Origin of the sequence: Amaricoccus sp. (assembly GCF_036846665.1) — a bacterium.
In the GTDB taxonomy this organism is placed as follows: Bacteria; Pseudomonadota; Alphaproteobacteria; order Rhodobacterales; family Rhodobacteraceae; genus Amaricoccus.
Map to the genome: position 1 here is coordinate 1 of NZ_DAIUBO010000164.1, position 8,775 is coordinate 8,775.

11 protein-coding genes are annotated in these 8,775 nt (G+C 72.1%); 10 read left to right on the forward strand and 1 reads right to left on the reverse strand.

Annotated elements, in window-relative coordinates; translation table 11 throughout:
* From V7050_RS14770 to V7050_RS14805, 8 genes are all read left to right on the forward strand, one after another.
* A partial coding sequence (locus V7050_RS14770) for a phage terminase large subunit family protein (protein WP_324410730.1) occupies nucleotides 1-1,454 on the forward strand: 1,454 nt, incomplete at its 5' end.
* A gap of 10 nt (nucleotides 1,455-1,464) precedes the next feature.
* On the forward strand, nucleotides 1,465-1,677 hold the full coding sequence (locus tag V7050_RS14775; RefSeq protein ID WP_324410732.1) for a phage head-tail joining protein: 213 nt from the start codon (nucleotides 1,465-1,467) through the stop codon (nucleotides 1,675-1,677).
* Between the two features lie 3 nt (nucleotides 1,678-1,680).
* Complete coding sequence (locus tag V7050_RS14780; protein ID WP_324410734.1) at nucleotides 1,681-3,180, forward strand: phage portal protein; 1,500 nt, start codon at nucleotides 1,681-1,683, stop codon at nucleotides 3,178-3,180.
* A complete protein-coding gene (locus V7050_RS14785; RefSeq protein ID WP_324369244.1) occupies nucleotides 3,177-4,511 on the forward strand; it encodes a S49 family peptidase in 1,335 nt (444 codons plus the stop codon). Before V7050_RS14780 ends, V7050_RS14785 begins: the two co-directional genes overlap by 4 nt.
* A gap of 18 nt (nucleotides 4,512-4,529) precedes the next feature.
* A complete protein-coding gene (locus tag V7050_RS14790; RefSeq protein ID WP_324369242.1) occupies nucleotides 4,530-4,919 on the forward strand; it encodes a head decoration protein in 390 nt (129 codons plus the stop codon).
* A gap of 85 nt (nucleotides 4,920-5,004) precedes the next feature.
* Nucleotides 5,005-6,027, forward strand: coding sequence for a major capsid protein (locus V7050_RS14795; RefSeq protein ID WP_324369241.1), 1,023 nt, complete (start codon nucleotides 5,005-5,007; stop codon nucleotides 6,025-6,027).
* Nucleotides 6,027-6,338 (forward strand): head-tail joining protein, encoded by a 312-nt coding sequence (locus V7050_RS14800; protein ID WP_324369239.1) that lies wholly within the window; start codon nucleotides 6,027-6,029, stop codon nucleotides 6,336-6,338. The genes V7050_RS14795 and V7050_RS14800 overlap by 1 nt, the downstream gene beginning before the upstream one ends.
* Complete coding sequence (locus tag V7050_RS14805) at nucleotides 6,335-6,967, forward strand: DUF6441 family protein (RefSeq protein WP_324369237.1); 633 nt, start codon at nucleotides 6,335-6,337, stop codon at nucleotides 6,965-6,967. Before V7050_RS14800 ends, V7050_RS14805 begins: the two co-directional genes overlap by 4 nt.
* A 19-nt stretch (nucleotides 6,968-6,986) precedes the next feature.
* On the opposite strand, the gene V7050_RS14810 is transcribed toward V7050_RS14805, so the two are convergent.
* On the reverse strand, nucleotides 6,987-7,673 hold the full coding sequence (locus V7050_RS14810) for an ankyrin repeat domain-containing protein (RefSeq protein WP_324369235.1): 687 nt from the start codon (nucleotides 7,671-7,673) through the stop codon (nucleotides 6,987-6,989).
* A 37-nt stretch (nucleotides 7,674-7,710) separates the two neighbouring features.
* Between V7050_RS14810 and V7050_RS14815 the strand changes: the two genes are divergently transcribed.
* Both V7050_RS14815 and V7050_RS14820 read left to right on the forward strand, forming a co-directional pair.
* Nucleotides 7,711-8,133, forward strand: a complete 423-nt coding sequence (locus V7050_RS14815; RefSeq protein ID WP_324369233.1) for an acyl-CoA transferase — start codon at nucleotides 7,711-7,713, stop codon at nucleotides 8,131-8,133.
* Between the two features lie 23 nt (nucleotides 8,134-8,156).
* Nucleotides 8,157-8,775, forward strand: a 619-nt coding sequence (locus V7050_RS14820) for a phage tail tube protein (RefSeq protein WP_324410736.1), incomplete at its 3' end; no start/stop codon positions are given.

Consider the following 8,775-nt stretch of genomic DNA (forward strand, 5'->3'; position numbering starts at 1 on the left):
ACATCTTCCTCGACGAGGTCGACGCCTATCCGGCCTCGGCCGACGAGGAAGGCGACCCGGTCTCGCTGGCCGAGGCGCGGTCGCTGACCTTTGCGCATCGGCGCAAGGTGTTCCTGGTCTCGACGCCGACGATCCGCGGCCTCAGCCGCATCGAGCGCGAGTACGAGGCGAGTGACCAGCGGCGGTTCTTCGTGGCCTGCCCGCATTGCGGCGCGTCGCAGTGGTTGAAGTTCGAGCGCCTTCGCTGGGAGAAGGGGAAGCCGGAGACCGCCGCCTACGCCTGCGAGGCGTGCGACGCCGCCATCGCCGAGCATCACAAGACGGCGATGCTCGAGCACGGCGAGTGGCGGGCGACGGCGACATCCGTCGATCCGTCGACCATCGGCTTCCACCTCTCCGCGCTCTACTCCCCGGTGGGTTGGCTCAGCTGGGAGCGGATCGCGCGGGCGTGGGAGGCGGCGCACAGCTCGGACGAGGCGATCCGCGCCTTCCGCAACACCATCCTCGGGGAGACCTGGGTCGAGACCGGCGAGGCCCCGGACTGGCGCCGGCTCTACGACCGGCGCGGCAATTGGCCCGCGGGGACAGTGCCGCGCGGCGGGCTGTTCCTCACCGCAGGCGCCGACGTGCAGAAGGACCGCATCGAGGTCGACGTCTGGGCTTGGGGCCGCGGCCTGGAAAGCTGGCTCGTCGATCATGTCGTCATTGACGGCGGGCCGGAGCATGCCCGCAGCTGGGATACGCTCGCGGCGCTGCTCGCCCGCACCTGGCCGCACGCGCGCGGCGCCGAGATGCAGATCGCGCGGTGTGCTGTCGACACCGGCTACGAGGCTCCGGCGGTCTATGCGTGGGCCCGGCGGCAGGGGTTTGCGCAGGTCGCGCCGGTGAAGGGCGTCGAGGGCTTCAACCGGGCGAGCCCGGTGTCGGGGCCGACCTACGTCGACGCCACCGAAGGCGGCCGCCGCATCCGTCGCGGCGCCCGGCTCTGGACCGTCGCGGTCTCGACCTTCAAGGCCGAGACCTACCGACACCTGCGGCTCGACCGGCCGACGGCGGAAGAGCTGGCCGCGGGTGCTTCGTTCCCGCCGGGAACGGTGCATCTGCCGGACTGGGTCGAGTCCGAATGGCTGAAGCAGTTCGTCGCCGAGCAGCTGGTCACGGTGAAGACGAAACGCGGCTTCGCCCGGCTGGAGTGGCAGAAGCTCCGCGAGCGCAACGAGGCGCTCGACGCCCGGGTCTACGCCCGCGCTGCCGCTTGGATCGCGGGCGCCGACCGCTGGCCGGAGGCGAAGTGGCGCGACCTCGAGGCGCAGCTCGGTGCGGGTGATGATGCGGCCGCGCCGCCGTCGGACGGGGTCTTGGCGGACGGAACGACCGCGGAACCGTCGGCGGGCCTGATCCGGCGCCGCACCAGCTGCGGCCGGCGGGTGTTCCGGTCGAGCTATCTGGGCTGAAGGGGTTCCCATGACTCTCGACGAGATGATCGCGCAGCGCGACGCGCTGCTCGCCGCCCGCTACCGCGGGGTGCGCACCGTCGAGGTCGAGGGACGCCGGGTCGGCTACGCCAGCGACGCCGAGATGGCGGGAGCACTCGCCGACCTCGAACGGCGCATCGCCGCCGAGAAGGCGGGAGCGCGGCGGCGCATCGTGCGCACCGCCGCCAGCAAGGGGCTGTGATCGATGACCGAGGCGATGACCCGCTGGCGCCGGCGCATCGGGGCGCTCGTCGGCGGCTTCGAGGCCGGCCAGGCGAGCCGGCGGCTGCGGCACTTCCAGCCGAGCCGCGCGCATCTCAACACGCTGGTCGCCGCCGCCGGTGCGGACATCACCGCCCGCGCCCGCTGGCTGGTGCGCAACAACGGCTACGCCGCCAACGCCATCGAGAGCTGGGCCGGCAACGTCGTCGGCGCCGGCATCAAGCCCTCGTCGCTGATCGGCGACCCAAAGCTCAAGGCCGCGGTGCAGCGGCTCTGGCTCGACTGGACCGACGAGGCGGACGCCGAGGGCTTCACCGACTTCTACGGGCTGCAGCGCCGGGTCGCGCGCGAGATCTTCACCGCCGGCGAGGTCTTCCTGCGCTTCCGCCCGCGCCGGCCCGGCGACGGGCTCAGTGTGCCGCTGCAGCTGCAGATGATCCCCGCGGAGATGCTGCCGCTCGGAAGGACCGAGCCATGGGGCGGCAACCCGGTCCGCCAGGGGATCGAGTTCGATCGCATCGGCCGGCGGGTCGCCTACCACTTCCTGCGCCGACACCCGGGCGATGTCACCGATCCCGGGCTCGCCGGCGAGACCGTGCGGGTGCCGGCCTCGGAGGTCATCCACGTCGTCGACCCGGTCGACGCGGGCCAGCTTCGGGGCGTCTCCCGCTTCGCGCCGGGGATCGTCAAGCTGTTCCTGCTCGACCAGTACGACGACGCCGAGCTCGACCGGAAGAAGGTCGCGGCGATGCACGCGCTCTTCATCACCACGCCCGCGCCGGCCGAGCCGTTCGACGTCGCCGAGAGCGATGCCACGGGCGAGCGCAGCATGGACCTGCAGCCCGGTCAGGTGGTGATGCTCGAGCCCGGCGAGGAGGTGCAGACCTCGGCGCCCGCCGACTCTGGCGGGACCTACGAGCCGTTCCAGTACCGCACGCTGCTGCAGGTCTCGGCGGCGCTCGGCATTCCTTACGCCTACCTCTCGAACGACATGGTGCGCGCCAACTACTCGAACTCGCGGCTGGCGCTGCTGGAGTTCCGCCGCAGGGTCGAGGCCTACCAGCACGCGGTCATGGTCTGGCAGGTCTGCCGCCGGGTGTGGGCGCGCTGGCTCGACACCGCCGTGATGGCGGGAGCGCTCGAGCTGCCGGACTACGAGCGCCGGCGGCGGGAGCATGCCACCTGCGCCTGGTTGCCGCCGAAGTGGGACTGGGTCGATCCCTTGAAGGATGCCCGCGCCGAGATCGAGCAGATCGAGGCCGGGCTGAAGAGCCGCAGCCAGGCGCTCGCCGAGCGCGGCTACGACGCCGAGCAGGTCGACGCCGAGATCGCCGCCGACCGGGCGCGGGAGCGGGAGCTGGGACTGAGCTTCGCCAGCGCGGCTCCGATCGATCTTGCGGCCAGCGACGCCGACGTGCCCGGCGATGCGCCGGCACCCGATGACACCGTTCCGGATGCGACCGCCAATCGAGGACGCCGATGACCAATGCACTGCTCGCCCGGCTCGCCGGCCGGCCGCTGGCCCTCGCCCCGCGCGCGCTCGACGGGCTGCTCGCGGGCGGCCTGACCACGTCCTCGATGCCGTCGGCGCTGTTCCCGCCGCGCGACGATGACGGTCCCCGGCGCCGGGGCTACGCCGTGACCGACGACGGCATCGCGATCGTGCCGGTGCTCGGGCCGCTGCTGACCCGCGGCGACTGGCTGACGAGCCTGCTCGGCGCGACCGACTACGGCGCGCTCGGCCGAACGCTGGAGGCGGCGTTCACCGACCCGGCGGTCCGGGCGGTGCTCCTCGAGATCGACTCGCCGGGCGGCGAGGTCGGCGGGCTCTTCGACCTGGTCGACGAGCTGGCCGCACTGCGGGCCGACGCCGGGAAGCCCCTGTGGGCGGTGGCACGCGAGAGTGCGTTGTCCGCGGCCTTTGCGATCGCCAGCGCCGCCGAGCGCATCTACGTCACCCGCACGGCGGAGATCGGCTCGATCGGCGTCGTCGCCGCGCATGTCGACGCGAGCGGTGCCGACGCCATGGCTGGCCAGAAGTGGACGCTGATCCATGCTGGCGCGCGCAAGGTCGACGGCAACAGCCACGAGCCGCTCTCCGACAGGGCGTTGACTGCGATCCAGGCCGACGTCGATGCGCTGCATGCCGAACTCTGCGCGCTGGTCGCCCACAACCGGCGCCTCACGCCCGAGACGGTGCGCGGCAGCGAGGCCGCGATCTGGCGCGGTCCACGCGGCATGGCGGCCGGCTTCGCCGACCGGATCGGCACGCTCGACCAGGCTCTCGCCGACCTCGCCGCAAGCCTCGATCCGCCGCCGGGCCGCGCTGCCCGGCTCCTTCCCACCCGACCAACGCAGGGAACCAGCATGACCGACCAGACGACCACTGCCAGCACCGAGACGCCCGCCGTCGTCGATCCGCCGGCAACGCCGGGCGCACCGGAAACCCAGGCCGCGACCGCGCCCGCGGGCACCGCCGCCGCCGCGATGGCTGCGAGCCCCGTCATCCCGGCGGCCCCGGCGCCGGCAGAGTCCGTCGCCAATGCCGCGGCCGCACGGCTGCGCGCCGAGTTCGCGGAGATCGCGTCGGTGGCGGCGCAGGCGGGACGGCTCGGCGTCGCCATCGACGCCGCCGACGCCATGGCGCGCAGCGTCTCGCCGGACGCGCTGCGGCGCTCGGTGCTGGAGGCGCTGGCCGCGCGGAGCGACGCCAGCACGGTCGTGTCCGCCCCGCCGGCGCCGGCCACCGCCTCCGGCGCCGAGAGCCCGATCGTCCGCCGCGCGCGCGAGCGCGCCGCCGCCCCGCGCAGCTGATCCCGAGGAGCTGACCCCATGCCCGTCCTGACCCAGACGCCGACGCTCGGCGATCTCCTGAAGTTCGAGCTGAACGCCAACTACTGCCGCGAGGCGGTGACGCTGAAGGCCGGCACGAGCTACCCGCTCGGCGCCGTGCTCGGGAAGATCACCGCGACGGCCAAGTACCGGCTCTCGCCCGCCGCGCAGGTCGTCGGCGACGAGGGCGCCGAGACCGCCGTCGCCGTGCTGATCGAGGCGGTCGACGCCACTGCGGCGGACGCAACCGGGCTCGTCGTCGCCCGCGGCCCGGCGATCGTCGCGAAGGCGGCGCTCGTCTTCGACCCCTCGGTCGACCAGGCGGCGGAGATCGCGGCCAAGCACGGCCAGCTGGTAGCCGCCGGGCTGGTGCCGCGCGACACCGCCTGATTATGGCCGCCCGCGACGGGCGGCCATCTCTCCGATCCCCGGGCTTCGCCCGCTCCCTTCATCCTGCTCATAGGAGTCCGGCCCCATGGTCGTGATGCTGAATCCCTTCGACGCGGGTGGGTACTCGCTCGCCGAGATGACCCAGGCCATCAACATCCTGCCGAACGTCTACACCCGCCTCGGCCAGCTCGGCCTCTTCCGCTTCGAGGGTGTCACCCAGCGCTCGGTCGTCATCGAGCAGGCCGAGGGCGTCCTGAACCTGCTCCCGACCGTGCCGCTCGGCGGGCCTGCCACGGTGGCCAACCGCGACACGCGCTCGATGCGCTCGTTCACCGTGCCGTGGATCCCGCACGACGACGTGGTCACGCCGCAGGACATTCAGGGGGTGCGCGGCTTCGGCGTCGCCGATGCCGCCGATCCGCTCGCCACCGTCATGGAGCGCAAGCTGACCCGGATGCGGGTGAAGCACGCGCAGACCCGCGAGTACATGGAGGTGAACGCGCTGCGCGGCATCGTCAAGGACGGGGCCGGCGTCACCCTCTACGACTACTTCGCCGAGTTCGCCCTGGCGCAGCTCGCCGTCGACTTCGTGCTCGGCACCGCCGGGACGCAGGTGCAGGCAAAGATCCGCGAGGTGCTCAGGAAGGTCGAGACCGAGCTGAAGGGCGAGACCATGACAGGCGTGCTGGCGCTCGTCTCCCCGGAGTTCTTCGACAAGCTGATCGGGCATGCCAAGGTCGAGGAGGCCTACCGCTACTTCTCCTCGACCGGGGCGCAGCCGCTCCGCGAGGACACCCGCCGGCGCTTCCCGTTCGGTGGCATCGTCTTCGAGGAGTACAACGCCACCGTGACGCTCTCGACCGGGGCGACCGAGACGCTGATCCCGGCCGGCGAGGGCATTGCCTTCCCACTCGGCACGCTCGACACCTTCGTCACCTACGGCGCGCCGGCGAACCTGATCGAGACCGTCAACACCATGGGCCTGCCGATCTACGCCCGGCAGATCGCCCGGCCCGACGGCAGCGCCATCGAGGTGAAGACCGAGGCCTCGATCCTGCCGGTCAACAAGCGGCCGCGCCTCGCGGTCCGGCTCCACAGCAGCAACTGATGGGCGCCTTCGCCGCGGCGATCGACGCGCTCTTCACTGATCCGAACCTCGGGCGAAATGCGACGTACGAGCCGGCGGACGGGGGCTCGTTCCCCGTCCGCGTCATCTCCCGCCGCGGCGACGCCATCACAGAGTTCGGCGAGGCGCGGCTCTGGTCGGAGACCACGCGCTTCGACGTGCGGGTGAGCGAGGTGGTCGCCCCGCGGCCGGGCGACCGGCTCGTGCTCGGGACCGAGACCTTCGTCGTCCAGGGCGAGCCGGTGCGCGATGGCGAGCGGCTGGTCTGGACGCTGGATACGAGCCCCCCATGAAGCTCAAGCTCGACATCCGGCCGGACCTCGTCGCGTTGATGACGGCGGAGATCGCCGCAGGCGAGCGGGCGGTGTCGGCGGCGATGCGCGAAGCCGGTACAGACCTGAAGCTCGCCTGGCGCGGGCAGATCGTCGGCGCCGGGCTCGGGGCCCGGCTCGCCAACTCGGTCCGGTCGGAGGTGTTCCCGAAGGCCGGAGCCAGCCTCAACGCTGCGGCGCTGGTCTGGTCGAAGGCGCCGGTGATCGTCGGCGCCCACGACGCCGGGCCGCTGATCCGCTCGAAGAACGGCCTGTGGCTGGCGATCCCGACGCCAGCCGCCGGCAGGGCGCTCGGCGGGCGGCGCATCACGCCCGGCGCATGGGAGCGGAAGACCGGGCTCAGGCTACGCTTCGTCTATCGCCGCACCGGGCCGAGCCTGCTGGTCGCGGACAGCGTCCGGCTCAACACGCGCGGGCTGGCGGCGGTGTCGCGCTCGAAGACTGGGCGCGGCCAGGTCACCGCGCCGATCTTCCTGCTCGTCCCACAGGTCAAGCTGCCGAAGCGGCTGGATCTGGCGCGCGACGCCGAGCGCGCGCATGACGCGGTGCCGGGGCTGATCGTGGCGAACTGGGTGGAACAGAAGTTCTGATGGTGCGGGAAGACCGGCGTCATTCGAGTTGCGCCGCCTCGAGCAGTGCCGCGATCTGCGAGTATCCCCTCGCCTCGGCGTGAGCGAGCGGTGTCACGCCATTCCGGTCGCCAATCGCTGGATCGGCTCCGGCCGACAGAAGGACCTGGACCGTCGCGACGTGGGCGGGGCCGCCGTCCCCCAGCACCACCGCCTCCATCAAGGCCGTCCAACCGAGATTGTTGACATGGTCGAGAGGCGCTCCACCGGCGGCGAGCACGCGGACGACTTCGTGATGACCGAGGTGCGCGGCGGCGATCAGCGCCGTGCCGTCATAGGGGCTCGTGACAAGGTCGGCGCGATTGCCGAGCGCCAGCGCAAGCTTCACCAACGCCGGGTCATTGGCCACGGCCGCAATCGTCAGCACGTCGTAGGCCTGGCCCTCGAGAGCGTTCAGGTCAGCGCCGGCCGCCGCCAGTGCGCGCAGGGCTTCGTCGTTCGATGCGAACGCGGCGACGTGCGCCGGTGTTCGTCCGGCGCCGTCCCGGGCGTCGACATCGGCCCCGGAGGCGGCGAACTCGGCGATCCGCTCGGCATCTCCGGCGTGCGCTGCAGCATGCAATCCGGAGTAGCCGGCGACCTCATCGGGTGTCGGCGCGACCTGTGCGGCGGCGACCCCGGCAAGGGCAGGAAGCGCAAGTCCGATCGTGAGAAGTCTCAGTCGCAAGCCGGTCGATCCATCACATCTGGTTCAGGGCTAACACATGCCCACCACCCGCGAAACCATCCTCTCGGCTCTGCACGCGCTGCTGCAGACCCAGCCGGCGCCGGTGCTGCGCGGTGAGGTCCTGCCCGAGCGCGTGCCCGCCGCCGGCCTCCTGATCCTGCGCGATGGCGACCCGGGCGAGCCGGCGGTGACGCTCTCGCCGCTCCGCTACCATTACCAGCACCGCGCCGAGGTCGAGGCAGTCGTCCAGGCGGGCACTGGCCGGGACGCGGCATTCGACACGCTGGCAGCCGGCATCGGCACCGTGCTCTCGGCCGCCCGAACGCTCGGCGGGTTCTGCGACTGGGTCGAGGCGGAGGCGCCGCGCCCGGTCGATCTCGCGGTCGACGGCGCGGCGGCACTGAAGGCCGCCGTCATCCCGGTGGTGCTGCACTATTCCACGAGCGACCCGCTCGCCTGATCCCTCAAGACAAGGATACCCATATGGCACGCGCGCAAGGCGCGCGGGCGCAGATGGCGCTCGCGTTCGAGACGGTCTACGGCACGGCCCCGGCCATCGGCTACACCCGGGTGCCGTTCGCCAGCACCACGCTCGGCTCCGAGCAGCCGCTGATCACCTCGGAGCTTCTTGGCTACGGCCGCGATCCGACCGCGCCGATCAAGGACGCGGTCACCGCCGATGGCGATGTCGTCGTGCCGATCGACGCCGAGGCATTCGGCTTCTGGCTGAAGGCGGCCTTCGGCGAGCCGATCACCAGCGGCACCGGCCCCTGGACGCACGAGTTCCGCTCCGGCGGCTGGACGCTGCCGTCGATGTCGATCGAGACGGCGATGCCTGAGGTGCCGCGGTATGCGATGTACTCCGGCTGCGTGCTGGACCAGCTCAGCTGGCAGCTGCAGCGCTCCGGGCTGCTGACCGCCACCGCCCGATTGGTGGCGCAGGGCGAGGCTGTGGCCACGACCACCGCCGCCGGCACCCTGGCCGAGCTGGCGCTGAAGCGCTTCGGGCACTTCAACGGCAGCATCACCCGCAATGGGTCGGCGCTCGGCAACGTCGTCTCGGCCGAGATCACCTATGCCAACAACCTCGACCGGATCGAGA

Coding starts and splice junctions, on each gene's coding strand:
- V7050_RS14815 (WP_324369233.1), top strand. CDS start 7,711: ATGCCCACCACCCGCGAAACCATCCTCTCGGCTCTGCACGCGCTGCTG.
- V7050_RS14800 (WP_324369239.1), top strand. CDS start 6,027: ATGGGCGCCTTCGCCGCGGCGATCGACGCGCTCTTCACTGATCCGAAC.
- V7050_RS14805 (WP_324369237.1), top strand. CDS start 6,335: ATGAAGCTCAAGCTCGACATCCGGCCGGACCTCGTCGCGTTGATGACG.
- V7050_RS14785 (WP_324369244.1), top strand. CDS start 3,177: ATGACCAATGCACTGCTCGCCCGGCTCGCCGGCCGGCCGCTGGCCCTC.
- V7050_RS14775 (WP_324410732.1), top strand. CDS start 1,465: ATGACTCTCGACGAGATGATCGCGCAGCGCGACGCGCTGCTCGCCGCC.
- V7050_RS14780 (WP_324410734.1), top strand. CDS start 1,681: ATGACCGAGGCGATGACCCGCTGGCGCCGGCGCATCGGGGCGCTCGTC.
- V7050_RS14790 (WP_324369242.1), top strand. CDS start 4,530: ATGCCCGTCCTGACCCAGACGCCGACGCTCGGCGATCTCCTGAAGTTC.
- V7050_RS14795 (WP_324369241.1), top strand. CDS start 5,005: ATGGTCGTGATGCTGAATCCCTTCGACGCGGGTGGGTACTCGCTCGCC.